General features: G+C 67.7%; 23 protein-coding genes and 1 pseudogene. 12 read left to right on the forward strand and 12 right to left on the reverse strand.

Going from position 1 to position 17573, the window contains the following annotated elements; translation table 11 throughout:
- Positions 1-15: 15 nt before the first annotated feature.
- The 3 genes from ABH933_RS19160 to ABH933_RS19170 form a co-directional block, all read right to left on the reverse strand.
- Entirely contained in the window at positions 16-312 is a 297-nt protein-coding gene (locus tag ABH933_RS19160) for a CPBP family glutamic-type intramembrane protease (RefSeq protein WP_429423773.1), read from the reverse strand.
- Positions 228-809, reverse strand: a complete 582-nt coding sequence (locus tag ABH933_RS19165) for a hypothetical protein (RefSeq protein ID WP_429423789.1) — start codon at positions 807-809, stop codon at positions 228-230. The genes ABH933_RS19160 and ABH933_RS19165 overlap by 85 nt, the downstream gene beginning before the upstream one ends.
- A 95-nt stretch (positions 810-904) precedes the next feature.
- Positions 905-2452 (reverse strand): serine hydrolase domain-containing protein, encoded by a 1548-nt coding sequence (locus tag ABH933_RS19170; RefSeq protein ID WP_429423559.1) that lies wholly within the window; start codon positions 2450-2452, stop codon positions 905-907.
- Positions 2453-2773: 321 nt separating this feature from the next.
- On the opposite strand from ABH933_RS19170, the pseudogene ABH933_RS19175 reads away from it, so the two are divergent.
- Together ABH933_RS19175 and ABH933_RS19180 are read left to right on the forward strand one after the other, a co-directional pair.
- Positions 2774-3022: pseudogene (locus ABH933_RS19175) on the forward strand (recombinase family protein); the annotation flags it as partial.
- A gap of 109 nt (positions 3023-3131) precedes the next feature.
- Complete coding sequence (locus ABH933_RS19180; protein ID WP_429423560.1) at positions 3132-3374, forward strand: hypothetical protein; 243 nt, start codon at positions 3132-3134, stop codon at positions 3372-3374.
- 74 nt (positions 3375-3448) lie between these two features.
- Here ABH933_RS19180 and ABH933_RS19185 read toward each other — a convergent pair whose 3' ends face one another.
- Positions 3449-4015, reverse strand: a complete 567-nt coding sequence (locus ABH933_RS19185) for a dihydrofolate reductase family protein (protein WP_429423561.1) — start codon at positions 4013-4015, stop codon at positions 3449-3451.
- A 152-nt stretch (positions 4016-4167) separates the two neighbouring features.
- Here ABH933_RS19185 and ABH933_RS19190 point away from each other — a divergent pair, with 152 nt between their 5' ends.
- The gene (locus tag ABH933_RS19190) at positions 4168-5055 is read left to right on the forward strand and encodes an alpha/beta fold hydrolase (protein WP_429423562.1); all 888 of its coding nucleotides are present in this window, start codon (positions 4168-4170) and stop codon (positions 5053-5055) included.
- 6 nt (positions 5056-5061) lie between these two features.
- Here the strand turns inward: ABH933_RS19190 and ABH933_RS19195 are convergent, their stop codons facing one another.
- From ABH933_RS19195 to ABH933_RS19205, 3 genes are read right to left on the reverse strand one after another with little or no spacing between them, the layout of a single operon-like run.
- On the reverse strand, positions 5062-5307 hold the full coding sequence (locus tag ABH933_RS19195) for a hypothetical protein (RefSeq protein ID WP_429423564.1): 246 nt from the start codon (positions 5305-5307) through the stop codon (positions 5062-5064).
- A complete protein-coding gene (locus ABH933_RS19200) occupies positions 5304-5663 on the reverse strand; it encodes a hypothetical protein (protein ID WP_429423565.1) in 360 nt (119 codons plus the stop codon). Before ABH933_RS19200 ends, ABH933_RS19195 begins: the two co-directional genes overlap by 4 nt.
- 29 nt (positions 5664-5692) lie before the next feature.
- A complete protein-coding gene (locus tag ABH933_RS19205; protein WP_429423567.1) occupies positions 5693-6313 on the reverse strand; it encodes a TetR/AcrR family transcriptional regulator in 621 nt (206 codons plus the stop codon).
- 107 nt (positions 6314-6420) lie between these two features.
- Between ABH933_RS19205 and ABH933_RS19210 the strand changes: the two genes are divergently transcribed.
- From ABH933_RS19210 to ABH933_RS19225, 4 genes are all read left to right on the forward strand, one after another.
- The gene (locus ABH933_RS19210; RefSeq protein ID WP_429423568.1) at positions 6421-6867 is read left to right on the forward strand and encodes a nitroreductase family deazaflavin-dependent oxidoreductase; all 447 of its coding nucleotides are present in this window, start codon (positions 6421-6423) and stop codon (positions 6865-6867) included.
- 76 nt (positions 6868-6943) lie between these two features.
- A complete protein-coding gene (locus ABH933_RS19215) occupies positions 6944-7123 on the forward strand; it encodes a ribbon-helix-helix protein, CopG family (protein WP_215919804.1) in 180 nt (59 codons plus the stop codon).
- The gene (locus ABH933_RS19220; protein WP_429423569.1) at positions 7120-7476 is read left to right on the forward strand and encodes a VOC family protein; all 357 of its coding nucleotides are present in this window, start codon (positions 7120-7122) and stop codon (positions 7474-7476) included. The genes ABH933_RS19215 and ABH933_RS19220 overlap by 4 nt, the downstream gene beginning before the upstream one ends.
- Positions 7469-8323, forward strand: coding sequence for a class I SAM-dependent methyltransferase (locus tag ABH933_RS19225; protein ID WP_429423570.1), 855 nt, complete (start codon positions 7469-7471; stop codon positions 8321-8323). The genes ABH933_RS19220 and ABH933_RS19225 overlap by 8 nt, the downstream gene beginning before the upstream one ends.
- A gap of 54 nt (positions 8324-8377) precedes the next feature.
- Here ABH933_RS19225 and ABH933_RS19230 read toward each other — a convergent pair whose 3' ends face one another.
- The gene (locus ABH933_RS19230; RefSeq protein WP_429423571.1) at positions 8378-8956 is read right to left on the reverse strand and encodes a winged helix-turn-helix transcriptional regulator; all 579 of its coding nucleotides are present in this window, start codon (positions 8954-8956) and stop codon (positions 8378-8380) included.
- Positions 8957-9049: 93 nt separating this feature from the next.
- Between ABH933_RS19230 and ABH933_RS19235 the strand changes: the two genes are divergently transcribed.
- Positions 9050-10261, forward strand: coding sequence for a pyridoxal phosphate-dependent aminotransferase (locus ABH933_RS19235; RefSeq protein ID WP_215919798.1), 1212 nt, complete (start codon positions 9050-9052; stop codon positions 10259-10261).
- A gap of 19 nt (positions 10262-10280) precedes the next feature.
- Here ABH933_RS19235 and ABH933_RS19240 read toward each other — a convergent pair whose 3' ends face one another.
- Together ABH933_RS19240 and ABH933_RS19245 are read right to left on the reverse strand one after the other, a co-directional pair.
- The gene (locus tag ABH933_RS19240; protein WP_429423572.1) at positions 10281-10610 is read right to left on the reverse strand and encodes a hypothetical protein; all 330 of its coding nucleotides are present in this window, start codon (positions 10608-10610) and stop codon (positions 10281-10283) included.
- 128 nt (positions 10611-10738) lie between these two features.
- A complete protein-coding gene (locus tag ABH933_RS19245) occupies positions 10739-11425 on the reverse strand; it encodes a TetR/AcrR family transcriptional regulator (protein ID WP_429423573.1) in 687 nt (228 codons plus the stop codon).
- Between the two features lie 35 nt (positions 11426-11460).
- Here ABH933_RS19245 and ABH933_RS19250 point away from each other — a divergent pair, with 35 nt between their 5' ends.
- Complete coding sequence (locus ABH933_RS19250) at positions 11461-12834, forward strand: FAD-dependent monooxygenase (RefSeq protein WP_429423574.1); 1374 nt, start codon at positions 11461-11463, stop codon at positions 12832-12834.
- 71 nt (positions 12835-12905) lie between these two features.
- On the opposite strand, the gene ABH933_RS19255 is transcribed toward ABH933_RS19250, so the two are convergent.
- On the reverse strand, positions 12906-14342 hold the full coding sequence (locus tag ABH933_RS19255; RefSeq protein WP_429423575.1) for an alpha/beta hydrolase: 1437 nt from the start codon (positions 14340-14342) through the stop codon (positions 12906-12908).
- A 23-nt stretch (positions 14343-14365) separates the two neighbouring features.
- A complete protein-coding gene (locus ABH933_RS19260; protein ID WP_429423577.1) occupies positions 14366-14926 on the reverse strand; it encodes an ArsR/SmtB family transcription factor in 561 nt (186 codons plus the stop codon).
- 249 nt (positions 14927-15175) lie between these two features.
- Between ABH933_RS19260 and ABH933_RS19265 the strand changes: the two genes are divergently transcribed.
- The 3 genes from ABH933_RS19265 to ABH933_RS19275 all read left to right on the forward strand — a co-directional run bounded on the left by ABH933_RS19265 (position 15176) and on the right by ABH933_RS19275 (position 17564).
- The gene (locus ABH933_RS19265; protein WP_215920368.1) at positions 15176-15496 is read left to right on the forward strand and encodes a YbjQ family protein; all 321 of its coding nucleotides are present in this window, start codon (positions 15176-15178) and stop codon (positions 15494-15496) included.
- Between the two features lie 296 nt (positions 15497-15792).
- Positions 15793-17004, forward strand: a complete 1212-nt coding sequence (locus tag ABH933_RS19270; RefSeq protein WP_429423578.1) for a site-specific integrase — start codon at positions 15793-15795, stop codon at positions 17002-17004.
- Positions 17005-17396: 392 nt separating this feature from the next.
- Positions 17397-17564, forward strand: coding sequence for a hypothetical protein (locus ABH933_RS19275; RefSeq protein WP_215919779.1), 168 nt, complete (start codon positions 17397-17399; stop codon positions 17562-17564).
- Positions 17565-17573: the final 9 nt, after the last annotated feature.

The following is a 17573-nucleotide window of genomic DNA, read 5'->3' on the forward strand; positions in this document are numbered from 1 at the left end:
GACCAGTTTTCCTCATCAGATCCAGCTCAGCGCGAACGCGAGGGTGCTGAGGGTCGCCACGATCGAGGTGACGCCGACGTGCATCCCGATCGAGAGCCGGATGTCCTTGTACCGCCATGCCAACCAGTACCCGGGGAATGTGAAGATCACCCGCGATAGGAAGACCCAAGGTGACCAGAGGTGGTAGAGCGCGAATAGGACCGTGTTGAATACCGGTGCCCCTCGACCTAGCGGGGGGATGCGCGGCAGTAGGAAACCGCGGAAGTACAGCTCCTCGATGAGCGGCAGGGGATTCCGGTCAGTGGCAGACAGATCACCATGGTGGTGAGCAGCATCGAATGCGAGTAGCCGTGCAGGTCGAGGTAGGTGTTGTTGCCGCTGCCGCCGGTGTTCCCGTACGGCAGCCAGGCGAAGAAGCGCTTGCAGAAGTTGTTCAGCGGTGCCAGCACGAACCCGAGCACCATCATCCACGCGATGAGCCCGGCGACCATCGCTGGCAGCCTCGCGCGCGGGACCGGCCTGTCGATGTAATGCAGCACACCGTGCAGCGAGAAGCGGCCGTTGCGGCAAAGGCCCAGCCACGCCAACCCCGCCAGGACCGGTATCAGCACCAGGCACAAGGCGATCGCCCAGCCGAGGAAGACCGGATAGCCGACGGCGTCGACGAACGGTTGCGCGACCAGCAGGTAGACGGCGACAATCAGGACGCCGGGGACAAGATGCAGCATGACCGACAGCGGCAGAGAGTGGCGGTCGCCGAGCAGCCGGTCGACCAGTCCGGTCGGTTGAGTGTTTTCCAGGGTGTGCATGACGAAAGTTCCTTGAGCAGTTCGTGTTTGGACGTGGGTCGGCCCGGCCGCACCGAACCGAGTCGGTTCGGTGCGGTGCGGCCCGGAATCGCTTGCTAGTCAGCGAGATCGGTCTGCCCGCCGCCGAACACCTCGGCAAGCAGCCGCTGCTGTGCGTTCTGGAACGGCATGCCGATCGACATGGCCGAGTCGTCGACACAGGTCAGGGCGGCGGCCATGGTCTTGCCGCCGTCTGGGGTGCTGTACATCAGCGTCGCGTAGCCCGCGTGGCCGCCGTTGTGGGTGATGACGATGCCGCCGTCGGCACCCAGGTCCCGCACGAACACCCCGAGGCCGTAGTCCATGGTCGGGATGCCCGTCGGATGCGGCGTGCACATCTGAGCCAGCAGCTCGGCCGGCAACAGTTCACCGCGCAGCAGCGCGGAGATGAATGTGTGCAGGTCTCGCGTGGTCGAGATCATGTCACCACCACAGGGATTCCAAGAAGGGTTGTGGCGGGTGACGTCGACGATCTTCTCGGTGCCGTCCTGCTCGTACCGGTAGTAGGCGTGGGCATGCGGCTCGGGCAGTTCGGGCGAAGTCTCCGGCGCCACGGTGTCCGACAGCCCGAGCGGGCCCAGGATTCGTCCGCGCATCTCCTCGGCGAAGGACCGGCCGGTGACCTTCTCGATGAGCAGTCGTGCCAGCACGTAGTTGGTGTTGGAGTAGCTCCAGCCCGTGCCGGGCGCGAAACGCGTGGGCTTGGACAGTGCCAGCTCCACCAGTTCCTGCGGCCGGTAGGTCTTGAACCGGTGATCCACCCATTTCTCACCCAGTGGGGTACCGGGGGCGGGGATCCCCAGTACCACCGTCCCATCGCCGTACATGTCGCCGGTGAAGTTGAAGATCCCGCTGGTGTGCTGCAACAGCATTCGCACGGTGATCGCCTCGTCCAGCGCGAACTCGGGCAGGTAGTCCACCGCCGGGGTGTCGAGTCCGATCTTGCCCTCTGCCACCAGTTGCAGCACCAGGGTAGCGGTGAAGGTCTTGGTGTTGCTGGCGATTCGGACATGCCCGTCGATCGGCGGCTTCGCGGTCCCGCCGAGCTCGGCCAGCCCGGCGCTGCCGACCCACTCGCCCCGCTCGTCGTTCACCCGCAGCGACACCCCCACAAACCCGGACTCGACGATCTCCTCGATCACCCGCTGCAGCTCCGGGCGATCCTGTCCAGCAACGGCATTCGGCACCGCTGCCCCGGCCGCCAGATCGGCGGCATCGAGGGCGGCGGCGACCTTGCGAGCCATCTCGGCCATTGTGGCGCTGGGCTTTTCGGAATCACCCTGGGCGGCATCGAGAACGCGCTGGATGGTGCCGCGGAAATTGTCGGCTTCCGTCGGATCCTGCTCGCCGAGCAGATTCATCGCCGCGGTCAGCGCAGGCAGTACCCGGTCGGCGAGTTCGGCGACGGTCTTGCCCTTCAGTTCGATGTCCTTGGCGTTCGCGGCCAGCACGTGGCCGATCAGACCGGTCGCTGACGTCAGGGCGATAGTCGCGTTCGCGGCGGTTCTGCGGGGCGAACCGGTAGCGGCGGCCATCAGCGACACCGCACCGTACGCGGCGGTCCGCAAGGTGCTCTTGTCCTGGGAAGAAAGGGCGATCGACATGGTGGTTTGCTCCTCTGGATCGGCTGTGTCCCGGTCGGCTTCGTGCCGATGAGAGGAGCGTCCACCCTGACCTAAGGTCAACTGCAACCGTGATCTAGCTCATAGCAAGACCCTTTACAGGTTGGGGCCGCTCGGGTCAGGTACAGCTTCGGAGCAGGCATCTGATAGCGCAGCCGACAGGCATGCGGTGCCCAATGCCCTTGCCGTGCAGGATGATCCACCCGCCGCAACCGCACCGGACTGGACAACGCGCTCGCCGCGGTCACCTCGGCCGCAGTGGCCGTCACCGGGCGACAGGTCGTACTGACCACCATGCAAACCCTGGCCATGGTCGCCGAATTCGAGGCCAACCTGGCCCACCTGCGCACCCGCGAAGGCATGGCCAAGGCCCGCGCCAAAGTCCGCCTCAAGGGCAAACAGCCGAAACTGCCTCTCGCAGCACGCAAAACGATCCACCGCCGCTACCATGACCCCGACAACGACGCGAGCCTGGCCGACCTCGCCGACGAATATAGCGTCGGCCGCTCCACTATCCACCGCATCATCAGCGGCACCCCACCACGAGCCTGAATTCCGACGCCTTCGGCGACCCCGACACCGAATACACGCCATCACCGCTGGTCACGCCATTGTCATTGTTTTCCGCCCGGTTACTACCGGAACCCCCCTGGTCGTCGAGGTGGTGTCACCGGATAGTTCGTTTCGAACCGACACCGTCGACAAAAAGGCCACCTATGCGGCCGCTGGGATACCGACCTACCTGATCGTCTTCCTCAACGAGGCGAAGGACGGAGTCGAGCTGATCGAGGAGTACCGGCTCTCCGAAGGCCGGTACCATCTCGCCTCCCTGCACACCCGGCGGTCGACGATGGACAGTCCCATTCCGATCGACGCCGAGTTCGGCGGGCTGATCACCGGGTAGCAGCCCGGAGGCACGGACTTTCCGTCGCCGAATCGCCGCGGCCTGCAACTCGTCCCCTGGCAATGTATGTCCGATCAGTCGTGTTTCGCCTCGTAGCGCAGCAGGACCGTGCCGCCCGGGAAGGTGCGGTTCTCCAACAGTCGCAGCGATATCCATGACGGCAGTGTCGGGAAGAACGGGGTGCCGCCACCCACGGCGGTGGGCGTGACCACGATCCGGTACTCGTCCACCAGTCCGGCCTGCACGATCGGCGTGGCCAGCGTCGCGCCGGCCACCTCCAGTCTGCCGTCGGTTTCGGCTTTCAGTTTCCTCACCACCTCGACCAGGTCGCCGCGTTCCAGGCGGGAGTTCCAGTCGACGGACTCCAGGGTGCGTGAGAACACGACCTTGGGCATGTCGCGCCAGATGCGGGCGAAGTCGACGATCACGGGGGTGGCGTCCGGAGCCTGGTCGGCGGTCGGCCAGTACGCGGACATCAGTTCGTAGATCCGCCGCCCGTAGAACGACAGGGCGGTCTCCCGCTCGAAGTCGTTCCAGTACTGATGCAGTTCTTCGCTCGGCTCGGACCAGTCGATGCGGCCTTGCGCGTCGGCGATGTACCCGTCCACCGACACGTTGAAGCCATAGATGAGTGTGCCCATGGAGGTCAGACTGCACCGGAGGGCAAAACTCATCGCGACGCCACACGAGATATCGACCGCTCGGCGCAGTCGACGGGAGACTTCTGGCCAAAAACGAGAACATGTTCTAGCGTGACGGGTATCGTCCGAACCGGTGGAGAAGAGGTACTCGCATGCCGTCCGGCGCTACGACAGTGACCCTGGGCCGTGACGGGCTCAAGTTGTCGGCGTGGCATGCCGGGTCGCCCGAGGCACCGCTGGTGATACTGTTGCACGGGTTTCCGGATACCCCACACACCTGGGACGGGCTGATTCCGCTGCTGCTGGAGGCGGGGTATCAGGTGCTCGCGCCGTGGCTGCGCGGATACACCCGCGGTTCGGCGGATCGGCACGCCCGCTACGACCTGATGGCGGTGGCCGCTGACATCGAGGCCTGGCACGAACACCTGGGCGCGCCGCCGGCGCATCTGATCGGCCACGACTGGGGCGCGTTCGCGGCGATGATTCTCGCCAAAAAGCAACCGCAGCAGTGGCTTTCACTCACACTGCTGGCGATACCGCCGATCGGGGACGGTTTCGCACCGGACATCCTGCGCCTGCTCCCCCGCCAGACGGTCCTGTCCTCCTACATCCCGCTCATGCAGTCCGGCGCGGCCCCGCGGCTGCTGGCCCGCAACGATGCCGCCTTCGTGCGCCGGCTGTGGCGACGCTGGTCGCCGGACTGGGAGTTCACCGACGCCGAATTCGCGCACACCGCAGCGGTTTTCACCGACCGCGAGCTGGGTTGGGCCGCGACGCGCTACTACCGTTCGCTGTTCACGGTGCAGCGCCCCGCCACCCGCGCATTCCACGGAATCCTGGGCGCGCCCCCCGCGGCGGTGCCGACCCTGGCGCTCGCGGGCGCCCACGACGGGTGCATGTCCCCTACCCTGCAGGCCATCATGTCGAAGCAGGCGGGCGCCACCCACGCCCAGCTACCCGGGTGCGGGCATTTCCTGCAGGCCGAACGGCCTGCCGAGGTGGCCGTACACCTGCTGCCCCACCTCCGCGCCACCACCTGATCGCCGCTACTGGCGCAGCCCCCGCGATCGTAGGCCGATTTCGCCGTGCTCGCGTATCTCGGCGCGCAGTTTGGGGCAGTCGTCGACGGGGTTGTCGCGGGGGCAGCCGAGCATGTGTTCCAGGTAGTGCTTGGCGATGTGGAGTTGTTCGACGGCCTGTTCGATCGCGGACACGCGGTTGCGGACCGGGGTGCGCCAATCGGTCGAGGTCTGGCTGCCGGCGAATACGGCGGCGATGTCGTCGAGGCTCATCTGTCCGGTGTTCTGCCAGATCTGGATGAGCGCGACGCGGGTGATGTCGGTGTCGCTGTAGCGGCGCTGGCAATCACGAAATACCGCGCCGTATCCAGCGCCTTGCCCTCGCCGATCAACCACTCGTTGGCCTCGTGCGTGCCGGCGAACCACGTCGGGAAGAGGATCGCGTTGGAGTTGTCCGCGTTCAGCTCGCCGTAGGTCCGGAAGGCCGGCCGCGCATCGGGCAGCGTTGTGCCGCCGATCGCGAAATCACCCAATTCGAAGATCTCGTGACTCCTCATGCCTGCCCCAATCCGCTGCGCGGTCCCCCGGTATTCCGGGCTCACCCGTACGGTCAACGGAATCTTCGCCACGGCCCGAGCACTTCCCGGGAGACACCCCGCTACTCCGATAACAGGCTGTCGACCAGGCTGCGGGCGAACTCGTCGGCGGGCCGATCGGCGAGATGCTCGCCTTCGAACGCGATCAGGAAGGCGCGCTGGAAGCAGGCGCCGAGCAGCAGCGCGGCGAGCATGTCGGGTTGAGCCTTCCCGGTGAGCCTGCCCAGGCGCTGCTCTGCGCGCAGGTAGTCCGCGAGCGCCGAGAGGGCCAGGTGCGGGCCCAATCCGGTGGCGCGCAACGCTTCCTGATGCCGGGCCAGCAGGTCCGGTTGGGCGAACGCCGCGCCCAGCATCGGCGCGAGCTCCCGATAGAACGGCACCGCCCGGGCGGCAACCTCCCGCAGCCGACCGCTGACCGAACCGTCACCGGCCCGGCCGGGCAGCGCGGCGAGATAGCCCACGAATTCGGCGGGCAGCCGTTCGCGCATGACGGTCAGGAACAGCTCCTCCTTGTCCTGGAAGTGCTTGTACAGCGTGGCCTCGGAAAAGCCTGCGGTGCGCGCGATCTCCTTGGTGGTGGCATTGGCCAGACCGCGCTCGGTCATCACCGTGGAGGCGGCATCGAGGATCCGGATCCGGGTCGACCGTGCCCGTGGCGATGCCGCCTGCGCGTCTGCACTCATCCTGTCCTCCTTGCGGCGTCGGCATGTCCGATCATCTCTTGACAGGTTAGCAAGTACTCACCCACACTCGGTTAGTAAACACTCACTACCCACCGGAGGTGCAGCTCATGTCGAGCCAGCAAAGCAAGCGACGCCTGGTCAACGCCGCGAACTTCATGATGATCGGGCTGCAGCGAGTCGGCATAGCGTTCGGCCCGATGCAGTTGCTGACCCTCGCCGGCCGACGCACCGGCAAACTACGGACGTTCGCGATCGCGGTGGTGCCGGTGGCGGGTCAGCACTACATCGTGCAGGCCTTCCCGAAGGCCGCCTGGGTGGCCAACGCCCGGGCCGCCGACCAGGTCACCCTGACCCGTGGCCGCCGCTCGCGGTTGGCCCGGCTGGTCGAATTGCCGGTCGAGGCGCGCCGTCCGGTGCTGCGTCAACTGGTGACCGAAAGCCCGGCCAGCGTCGGCAAGCGCTACGCCGACAATGGCCTGTCTCCGAGCCCGTCGCCCGACGACGTCGCCGCGAGCGCCGAGCGGATCGCGGTGTTCCGGGTCGAGACGGTGTGAGGCCGTCGCCCGAGAACACGATTCGGAGCCCCACATCCCGTTGCACGCTAGCTTGCTAGCATGCTAGGGTCGGGGTGTGGGCGACGAGGTGAAGCAGTTCAACGTGTATCTGCCGGTCGAGCTGATCAAGCAGGTCAAATTCCGGGCCATCGAGTCCGGGCAGTCGCTGTCGGCGCTGGTGGCCGAGGCGCTGCGCGCCTATCTCGACGACGCCGCCCCCGCAGACGACGCACCGTCCGGAAAGGAACGAGCATGACGACAGAGGGCATCGAGGCGGTCTACCTGACCACCCGCAACTGGGGTAAGGCCGCACGGTTCATGCAGGCCGTCGGCTACGAACCCGATTTCACCACCGATCACAACTCCGGGTTGTTCCGCAACGGCGACGGGCCCTACATCTTCGTGGCCGAGGTCCCGCACGAGGAGCCCACCACACAGCTGGTGCTGCGGGTTCCCGATCCCGCGGCGGTCCGCTTCGACGGCGACGCCGAGGTCGTCACCGATTTCGAGGAGACCCACTTCGGGACGAAGGAGATGACCGTCCGCGATCCCGACGGCCGGCTGTGGACGCTGCAGGCCGCACCCGGAATCGAGCGCGACCATGCCTGAGGATCGGGTACTCGCACCGGAGGACACCGCGGTCCGGGTCGCGCTGTGGCGCGCCCTGCACACCCTGGTCGACCCAGCCCCGCACGTGCTGGAGGACGACATCGGGCTGCGCCTGGTCGATCCCGCGGACGGCTGGCGTGAGCGCGGGGACATGGATCCCGCATCCACCGCACCGATGCGCGCCTGGGTCGTGGCGCGGGCGCGGTTCATCGAGGATCTGATCACCGAGCAGGCCGGGCGCGGGGTGGAGCAGTACGTCCTGCTCGGGGCGGGGCTGGACACCTTCGCCCAGCGCCGCCCCGAGATCGCCTCGGCCGTCACGGTTTTCGAGATCGATCAGCCCGAGCCGCAGGCCTGGAAGCGGCAGCGGCTCGAGGAGCTCGGATTCGGCGTTCCCCCGGGTTTGCGGCTGGTCCCCTGCGATTTCGAGGTCGATTCCTGGTGGGAGCGACTGCTGGCGGCCGGTTTCGACCCGGCACGCCCCGCGGTCGTGGCCTCCACCGGTGTGTCGATGTATCTCACCCACGAGACGAATCTCGCCACCTTGCGCCAGATCGCCACGCTCGCACCGGGATCCACGCTGGCGATGACCTATATGCTCCCGATGGATCTGATAGATCCGGCCGAGCGCACGTTGCGGGAGTACGCCCAGCGCGGCGCGCAGGCCTCCGGCACACCGTTCATCAGCTTCTACTCCCCCGCGCAATTCCGGGATCTGGCCGGGGAAGCGGGATTCGGTGAAGCGCGGACCGCCGCGGCCGCCGATCTGACGAACCGTTACCTCCACGACCGCACCGACGGCTTGCGCCCGGCCGGTTCGGAGGAACTGCTGATCGCTACCCTCTGACGCCCGCGCATCGCAGGCATCGATCGTCCGCACCGATCACCCTCGGGTGTAAGGCTATTCGCTGCTTGCCACCGCTTCGGGCAGGGGGTGCGTGCCCTGTGCGATATCGATGGCGTCGTCCAGGGTGAGCCGGTATTCGCGGTCCGGGGTGGTGGCGGGGCCGTCGTGATGGGTGATGCCGGTCTCGGTGATGACGTAGTGGAACGCCGCCTCGCCGATGCGCACGGTGACGGTGCCGTCGGGCACCTCGTTCGCGACCGCGCGGCCCAGCGGCAGTGCCAACCAGTGCGCCCGCATCGCATCGGTTGTGCGGCGCGGACCCAGGCGTGCGGTGCCCCAGTCCGAGAGCGCGGCGAGCACCGGGCGCAGCGCGGCTCCGGAGGGGGTCAGCTCGTAGACCGCGGTGGCCGCGCGCGGGCCGACACGGCGGCGGGTCAGGATGCCGTCGTGCTCGAGATCCTTCAGGCGGGCCGCGAGTATGTCGGTGCTGATGCCGGGCAGGTCCGCGAACAGATCGCTGTATCGCCTGGGGCCCGAACATAATTCGCGGACCACCAGCAGGCTCCAGCGGTCGCCGACGACCTCGAGGGCGCGGCTCACCGAGCAGTAGTGGTCATAGTTGCGGCGGGGCACGATCCTCACTGTAGCCGAACGCTTGGAAATTCCAAGTGCAAACTTGGAATTTCCAAGTAGAGTGTGCGTCAGCAACTTCAAGGAGGGACGTTCATGCAGCTCAAGCAGTCGAGCAAGCTCGCCGGTGTGTCGTACGAGATCCGCGGTCCGGTGGCCGAACACGCCGCGCGCCTCGAGGCCGAGGGCCACCACGTGGTGAAACTCAACACCGGCAGCCCGCTGCAGTTCGGCTTCGAGGCGCCCGCGGAGATCCTGCAGGACATCGTGCGTGCCCTGCCCGCCTCGAGCGGCTACTGCACCTCCAAGGGACTGCTGCCCGCGCGGCGCGCGGTGGTGCAGTACTACCAGACCCTGGGTGTGCAGGGGGTCGACGTGGAGGAGGTGTTCCTGGGCAACGGGGTCTCCGAGTTGATCATGATGGCGCTGACCGCCCTGCTGGAGACAGGCGACGAGGTATTGATCCCCGCGCCGGATTTCCCGCTGTGGACCGCCGCGACCACCCTCAACGGCGGGCGCGCGGTGCACTACCTGTGCGACGAATCCTCCGACTGGTACCCGGATCTGGCCGACATCGAGGCCAAGATCACCGACCGCACCCGCGCGATCGTCATCGTCAATCCGAACAATCCCACCGGCGCGGTGTATCCGCCCGAGGTGCTGCGCCAGATCCTCGAGATCGCCCGACGCCACAGCCTGGTGGTGTTCTCCGACGAGATCTACGACAAGATCCTCTACGACGACCTCACCCACACCGCCACCGCCTCGCTGGCGCCGGATCTGGTGTGCCTGACCTTCTCCGGGCTGTCCAAGAGCTACCGGTGCGCCGGATTCCGCTCGGGCTGGCTGGTCGTCTCGGGCCCCACCCAGCACGCGCAGAGCTACCTCGAGGGCCTGACGATGCTCGCGGGCCTGCGCCTGTGCGCGAATGTTCCTGCGCAGCAGGCGATTCAGGCTGCCCTGGGCGGGCATCAGAGCATTTTCGACCTGACGCTGCCCGGTGGGCGGTTGCGCGAGCAGCGCGACCGCGCCGTGGAGGCCCTGAACGCGATCCCCGGCGTCTCGTGCGTCACCCCGAAGGGGGCGCTCTACGCCTTCCCGCGCATCGATCTGGACATGTACCCGATCCACGACGACGAGCAGTTCGTGCTGGATCTGCTGCTCCAGGAAAAGCTGCACATCGTGCAGGGCACCGGGTTCAACTGGCCGCGCCCGGACCACTTCCGGATCCTGACCCTCCCCCACGCCGACGACCTGGAGGCCATCATCGAACGCATCGGCCGATTCCTGGCGACCTATCGCCAGTAGCCATGCGCCCCGGGCGAAGTCAGCCCCCGACGTGCTCGCTCAGCAGCGCTGTCACCCGCGCGGGATCCTCGGGCGAGAACGTCGGCCGCGCGTATCCGCCCAGGTCCAGCTCGATCGCGATGTCCTTGCGGGGCCTATTCACATCCAGCGGCAGCCAGTGCCGCAGATCGCCGCTGCCCCACAGCCGCCACTTACCGGTCCAGGTGCCCATCTCATGCTGCTGCACGCCGTGGATGTCGGAGTACCGGATGCGTTTGCTCCCGGCCCACGGAAAGTAGTAGCGGCGCAGGGTGATGCCCTCCTGGTCGAGCTCGACCAGGCCGTCGTCGTAGAGCACGGTGCGAGTCATGGGAATCAGTTCACCATATGCCGGAGCCGGATCCCGAGTGAATCGCCTTCGGAGCGGGTGTATCACACCGGGTCGGCCTCGATACGCTCGTGATCACTGCGCCCTCTTCGGCCTCGACACGCTCGTGATCACTGCGCCCTCTGCTGCGAGTCCGCGATCCCGCTGAGGATCCGGCGCAACCCGTACGAAAACTGTTCGGCCGGGCTCAGGTCGGCGGATTTGATCATGCCCGAAACCGAGGGATATGCGCCGCTGTCGATGACCTTGCGCATGTAGGGGGCGACGGCGGCGCGCCATTGGTCCTCGGTCTGACCGGTGCGCTGCTGGGTCTGTTTCTCGGCGAGTTCGCGAATGACCGCGCCGCGCACGTAGTCCCTGATCAGCCCGACGGCCGAGGCTGCGGCGGCGATGTCGGAGGTCAGCGGCGTTGCTGCGGTGAGTGCGTGTTCCAGGCCGCGCAACCAGTTGGGGCCGAGCGATGGCCGGGTGGCCAGCAGCGGGGCGAGCCAGGCGTGCCGCAGCCACAGCTCGCGTTCGTGGTGGGCGTACGCCTCGAGGTCGGCGCGCCAATCTCCCGTCAGCGGCGCATGGTCGTCATGTACCGCATCGGCCATGAGGTCGAGCAGGTCGTCGCGGCTGTCCACATAGCGATAGAGCGTGGTCGTGCCGGTCGACAGTTCGGCGGCGACGCGGCGCATCGACAGCGCGTCGACCCCCTCGGTGTCGGCGATGGCGACGGACACGGCCACGATGCGCTCCACGCTCAGGGCCTGCCTTTTCGACCGGTACGGGTCACGCTCCCAGATCAGCGACATGGACATGAGTCTACAGAAGCGGGTACAGTGTGCCCATGAACGGGCACACTGTACCCACTGATGTTTTGATCGCGGGCGGCGGATCCGTCGGACTGATGCTGGCGGTGCTGTTGTGCCACCACGGCGTCAAGCCCCTGGTCGTCGACGAGAAGCCGGAGCTCTCGCCCCACCCCAGGGCCACCGGCATCGGGTCGCGGTCCGTGGAGATCCTGCGCGAGGTGGGCCTGGATCAGGCGGTCAACGAGGTAGCGGTCGACCTGCGGGCAGGGAAGATCCGGGGGCGCACGCTCGCCGAGGCCGACTTCGCCGAAGGCGTGGAGTGGAAGGCGAAAACCGCGGCCGAACTCACCTACACACCGGCCCGTATCCGCGGCACATGCGGACAGAACCTGCTCGACCGTGTGCTGATCACCAACGCCGGCGACGTGGAGTTCGGCGTTGCGCTCGACTCGTTCGAGCAGGACTCCGACGGCGTCACCGCGAGCCTGTCCGACGGGCGTGTCGTGCGAGCGCGCTACCTGGTGGCGGCCGACGGGGTGCGCAGCCGGGTCCGGACGGTCCTCGGCGTCGGCCTCACCGGTCCCGGTGTGATGGGCAGGGAGACGACGAGCGTCCTGTTCCGCGCTGATCTGCATCCGCGCGAACCGTTCGCCATGTGCAATATCGAGCATCCGGACGCGCCCGGCCTACTGGTGACCGTCGACGGCCAACGCGAATGGGTGTTCCTCACCGGGCTCGCTACCGAACCGACTCCCGAGCTCATCCGCACCGCGCTCGGCGCCCCGTCGATCGAGGTGGAGATTCGCAGTGTGCTGAGGTTCCGGGGGCGCGGCCAGGTGGCCGATCGCCTGTCCGTCGGGCGGGTCTTCCTGGTGGGCGACGCGGCGCATGCGATTCCGCCACTGGGCGCGTTCGGGCTGAACGCCGGCATCGCCGACGCGCACAATCTGGCGTGGAAGCTCGCGCATGTGCTGCGCGGTGAGGCCGGGCCCGAGCTGCTGGAGACTTATCACACCGAACGCCATCCGGTGGCCCTGATGACGATGGAGCAGGCGCGCCTGCGGTTCAACGATCCGTCCCTGCACTGGGGGAAGGACATGGCAGCGGCGCGCAAGGCGGCAGGGGCGATCAACGCGCCGGTGGTGCACCTGGGCTACCGGTACGGCGGCGCGGAACTTCCCTCCACCGAGGACGTCGCCCTCAACCTCGACGGGTCCCCAGGATCGCGCCTACCGCATATGTGGGTGGCCGACGGGGTGTCCACGCTGGATCTCATCGGATCGCGGTGGTGCGTATTCACGGCTGATCCCGGCATAGAGGCCGACGTTCCGGTGCACCTCGTGGACGGCTGGCCGTATGGGACGGTGCTGGTCCGCCCCGACGGTTTCGTGAGCCGCTTGTACAGCTGACGCGCCCGCGCACTATCGCAGCCCACGAGGTTCGAAGCAGCTTCGGACGCCCCCCCCCCCCCCGTCCGCGATCATCGGATCGAGAACAACCCCCAGGTGATCGCCCAGGCCAGCCAGGCGCACCCGGTGACCAGCAAGACGCCGAGCCCGGCGCGTGACGTGGTGGCTACCTCGTTCCGGCCGCGCACCGCAGTGCTCGCGGTGACGACCAGCAGCACGGCGGTCAGTACCGCGAGGCCCTGCAGTATCAGCCATTCGAGCGGTCGGCCGGCAACCACCGGGCCGACGGTCCGAGCATCGTCGGCAACGATCGACTCCACGTACACCACGGTCGCGACCATCGAGCCCAGCCCGCACACTGCCAGCAGCCGGGCGGATCGGCGGGCGGATCGGCGGGCGGGATGGGGACGGTGGTTCATCCACGACACCGGCAGGTATCCGAGGAAGACCACCAGCACCATGGCCAGCACGATCGACTGCACCCACGCCGAGGTCCACCAGCCGTGGCCGGGGTCGACGCTCGACAGGAACTGAGCCGGGTACGGTTGCGCCGAGGAGACCGGTGGGGTGCCGTTCGCGACCTGGTCGACCCACGTGGTCATGGCATCGAGGTAGCCGGGAGCGAAGGCGCCCTTCGGCGCACCCGGACCCGCCGGGGCTCCGACGCGGTCGAAGCCGTCGGTGGTCGAGCGCCCGTTGTGGCCGGCGCCGGCTACGAAGCGAATGGTGACCGAATCGGATCCGGTGAGCGTATTCCGTAGCACCGCAGCGCTTTCCGCGGGTACGGCCTGCACGTCGTGATCGCCCCACAGTGCGAGTACCGGGACGTGCACGCCGCGCAGTGCCGGGAGGGGATCGAATTCGGCCGCGGGGAACGCCCCGGTCTCGCCGACCAGTCGGGCGGCGGGCCCCTCGACGGTGGCCGCGAGCGGACCGGTATCGCCGTGGTGGCGCAGGGTTTCGGCCAGACTCCAGGTCTGGGTGCGCAACGGCGTGAACCCGGGGGCTCCGAGTGTGACCAGGAATCCGACGTCGGCGGATCTCGCAGCGACCAGTGGTACGACCCAGCCGCCCTCGCTGAATCCCCACAGCCCGACCCGGTCGGGCCGCACTCCCGGTATGTGGCGCAGCGTTTCGAGCGCGGCCTGGGCGTCGTCGGCGAGCAGATTCAGGTCGCGGTGGGTGCGCGAGTAGCCGGTGGTTCGTTTGTCGTAGATCAGCGTGGTGATTCCGGCCGCGGCGAAGGCGCGGGCCTCGGCGAGGTATTCCGCGCGGGGCCCGGGGCCGGAACCGCCGACAAGGACGATGCCGGGTGCGGTGGAATGCGGTGCAGCCGATGCGATTACCGTGCCGTGTAGCCGCAGCCCGCCACCGCCGGTGAAGGTGACGTCCCGCCCCGGGGGCGACGAGACAGTGCCGGATTCGGGATCGGCACCGGCGGCCGGGGTCAACAGCACGATGAACGACATCACCAGCAGGGCCAGGACGCGGGATCGCGGAGAACGCATGTTTGTTGCCTTTCGAAGCCGGCTCAGGTCTCGGGAAACCCGAAGAGCCTTACCAGCACGGGTTTTCGCTCTTCTCCGGCGTCGTCGGCAGCGAGGCCGTAGCGCTGGACGAGCTGGATGTATTCCTCGAAGAACTCCCGCAGCCGCGGCAGATCGACGCGAATAGTGGCGCGGGAGAACAGGAATGCATCGGCCCACTCGCCGAGGTCGGGCGCCTGCCTTTCGAATACTTCGTAGAGCTCGACGAGTTCGGCGAGATTGTTGCGGCTCATTTCCGCAGTCGCCGCGCGCATGTCGGCGGTCTGCGCGCTGTACGGCGGGAACCGGCGGTCGCCGGGGACCGCGCGCCACCAGCGTTCCTTGCCGGTGGCCAGCTCCGGAACCTCCTCGACCAACCCGTATTTGGCGAGCTGCCGCAGGTGATAGCTGGTAAGCCCGGTGCTCTCGCCCAACGCCTGCGCGAGAGTGGTGGCCGTGACCGGCCCCCGGCGCAATTGCTCCTCGATGCGGCGGCGCACCGGATGCGCGAGCAGTCGCAGCACCGCCACGTCGGTAATCGTCTGAGGGAAGGGCTGATCGGCCACGACAGCCAGCCTAATTCAGGCAAAGAGTCTTTGCAAAGATTCTTTGCAACCAGCTGCTCGCTTCGTGCAACCCCAGGACAGCGGTGAGTCATACCAGGGCAGCGACCAAAGGATGACCCCGATCGAGACCTGGGGGCGATGCGGGATCGGCGCGGATTGCCCAGGATCGAGGGGAAAGATCGACTTCAGGAGGGACGGGACATGAGTGTCAACGAGATCGACGCAGGCGCGCAGACCGATGCGGACGCGATGCTGCTCAGCACGATGAACGATCTGCCGGGATACGAGGTGGTCGAGGTGCTGGGTGAGGTTTTCGGGCTGACCGTGCGCAGCCGGAACCTGGGCTCGCAGCTCGGGGCGGGGATCAAGTCGATGTTCGGCGGCGAGCTCAAGGGCATGACGAAGATGCTGTACGACAGCCGAATCGAGGCTCAGCAGCGACTGATCGAGCATGCCCGGGAGCGAGGCGCGCACGCCGTGCTGGCAATGCGCTTCGACGCCAACGACTTCGGCGGCGACGGCCAGGAGATCTGTGCGTACGGCACCGCGGTCAGGATCCGCAAGCTGTAGAGCGGAAGGTCAGCTGATCGACCGCGGCACGATGACGCGCGGCCACGGGCGCTGCCTCCGCGCCCGGCGGGGCAACGACCACCCCATCTAGAGCGGACCTTCGCCACCGGCCGATTCCCCGCACCGTCCACCGTCATTCGCGAGGGCGCCCACCTCGACGCCGACCGGATCTCCCACGCCAGCCTCGACTTCCTCATCTCGCGCCGATACGAGCCGTCACGAATTCCGGTTGCCATCATCGAAACCGGGCCCGGGAGATCCGTTCGACCGGCGCCGGCGCGGTACGGTGGGCGGCGATGAGCACAGCGGGTGAGAGCGGACAGATGGCGGTGCCCGAGCCGGTGCGGTCGCAGCTGCGGCGCGGGGTGCGCAGCGTGCTGGTGGATGCGGTTGCGCTGCAACGGGTGCGCGAGCGGTTCGATGACGAGCAGGCCGCCGCGCTGCGCCGCTATCTCGAGGCCTCGCAGTCGCCGAATACGGTGCGCGCCTATCGATCCGATTGGATCGCCTGGTCGGCATGGTGCGCCGGCGAGGGCCGCGTGGCGCTGCCCGCCGATCCCCTGGACGTCGCGGTGTATCTGGCCGCGGCCGCCGATGCCCGCAAACCCGCGGGCGGCTGGGCCTTCGGCGCGGCCACCCTGGAACGCAAGAGCGCCGCCATCGCCGCCGTGCACGCGGCCAACGGCCTGGCCTCCCCGACCCGTTCGGATGTGGTGCGGCTGACCCTGCGCGGCATCCGCCGCACCCGCCGCACCCAGCCGCATCGCAAGCGCCCGGTGCTGCTGCACACCCTCGGGCAACTCCTGGACGGGCTGCCCGAGCCCGGCTGGCCGACCGAACCGGCCCGCCGCCGCGATGCACTAGTGCTGCTGGTGGGTTTCGCGGGTGCGCTGCGCCGCAGCGAGATCGCGGGCCTGCGCCTGGCCGACATCCGCGTGGACACCGACCACGCCAGCGGCGAACCGATCCTGCTGATCCAGCTGCCCGCGACCAAGACCGACCCCACCGGCGTCGCCGCACAGCGCGTGGCCCTGCCCCGCGGCCAGCGCCCGCGCACCTGCCCGGTCTGCGCCTGCGCGGACTGGATTCGACTGCGCGAGGCACACATCGAGCACGGCCCCGCCGGCCTGCGCGCCTGGCTCGAGCATCTGCCCGCCACCGACCCGGCCATCCACCGCTGCCACGGATTCACCGGCACCACCCTGACCGACCCGGAACTGCCGCTGTTTCCGTCGATTTCGCGGCACGGGACGATCGCCGCCACCGCGATGTCCGGTCGCGCGGTCGCCGAACTCGTCAAACGCTATGCGGCCAAGGCGGGCCTGGATCCGGAGCTGTTCTCCGGGCACTCGCTGCGCGCCGGTTTCGCCACCCAGGCCGCGCTCGGCGGCGCCAGCGACCGCGAAATCATGCGCCAGGGGCGCTGGGCCAATCCGCGCACGGTGCACGGCTATATCCGGACCGCGAATCCGTTGGAGGACAACGCCGTCACTCGCCTCGGGCTGTAAGCCCGCACTGCCGGGCGATGTGATGCAACGACGCACGTCTCGCGCATACGGCTGCCCGCTCGGCCTTCACCGCAGAATAACGCCGAGCCGAATCGTTCAGGCGCGTGTGAGCCGATCGCCGTAGACGCTCGCCAGACCATGCGGTGCGGGCAGCGTACCGCCGTACCCACCGGCGGAACAGATCCCAAGGTCCCCCGGCCCAGCGCAATTCACCTCGTGCACGAATGCACTCGCAGCACTCATTACCCGGGCTGAACCGGAGCGCGTGAGCCGATCGCGCGAATGAATCGCCTACACCGCCGTTCAACGCCGCGAAGACGACCACATGTACGCCGCATAACTTCTTTTCGCGGCCCCGGAATGGTGCGGCGAACGCGGGTACCCTCCCCCACATGGGAACAAAGGCAACCATCGTGCTCTATGTGCTCGCAATGGTGGTCGTCGTGGTCGGGCTCGACGTTCTGTTCTTCCGCCAGCACTTCTGGGCACGCCTGATGGTGAACGTGGGCATCGTCCTGATATTCGGCGCGTTCTACCTCAGATTCCTGAAGGGGTCCTAGCCACTACCC

Origin of the sequence: Nocardia sp. GP40, assembly GCF_050434125.1 — a bacterium.
In the GTDB taxonomy this organism is placed as follows: domain Bacteria; phylum Actinomycetota; class Actinomycetes; order Mycobacteriales; family Mycobacteriaceae; genus Nocardia; species Nocardia albiluteola.